The sequence below is a fragment of the Segeticoccus rhizosphaerae genome (assembly GCF_009192725.1).
In the GTDB taxonomy this organism is placed as follows: Bacteria; Actinomycetota; Actinomycetes; order Actinomycetales; family Dermatophilaceae; genus Segeticoccus; species Segeticoccus rhizosphaerae.
The window spans coordinates 1-736 of sequence record NZ_VOHR01000667.1 but is presented as its reverse complement, the minus strand read 5'-3'; the positions used below and the strand labels follow the sequence as shown (position 1 = coordinate 736).

Genomic DNA, 736 nt, shown 5'->3' with positions numbered 1-736 from the left:
CGGCCCAGCCAGACGGCGAAGCCGATGAGGAGGCCGATGCCGAACGTTCATGCGAACAGCCCCACGCCGCAGTAGAGGTCGACCGCACGGTCACCCGGCCGCGGCGCAAGCTCGTCGAGGACGTGGCCCACGAAGGTGGCCGCCGCACCGGCGTGCACCTGCCAGAACCCGCGCGCTCCCACGACGAATTCGTGGCTCCACTCCCCCACCGCGACGTGTTCGACGACCCGCGGTGCCGACCCCTCGCCGGACGGGACAGGGACGACCACGACGTCCGGACCACCGCTCGGTGCGACGACGTCCACCGACCTCGACCCCGTCCAGTCACGGCCCAGCACCCCGGTGCCGACGACGGCGTCGGTGGCGATCAGGCAGTCGTCGAGGGGTATGACGTCGTGTGACCTGTGCCGGCGAAGGCCGGCATGGCCTCCCTCGCCCACGGCGAACTCCACCCGGGTCCGCCAGCGCAGCCCGCGGTCCGCGGCGTCGGCGCCGATGTCGACGTCGACTGGCGAGGGCACCGGCTCGACGGTCACCGGCAGCTCGAGACCGGCCAGCCGGCGCAGCTGCTCGGAGACCACGGCCGCCTTGAGCTCCCGCGAGTAGGCCGGGGACGCGTGTTGCCAGTCGCACCCGCCGCACCGGCCCGGCCCGGCATACGGGCAGGGGGGCGTGACGCGGTGGGGGGATGCGACGAGCACCTCCTCGGCGTCCGCCCGCAGGAACCGCGAGTCGG

The 736-nt window shown here is 74.0% G+C and carries 1 protein-coding gene; it reads right to left on the bottom strand.

The window, feature by feature from the left end; genetic code table 11:
• Positions 1-47 precede the first annotated feature (47 nt).
• Positions 48-736 (bottom strand): class I SAM-dependent RNA methyltransferase (locus FRW57_RS23745; protein ID WP_476748674.1); only part of this gene is annotated, 689 nt, incomplete at its 5' end.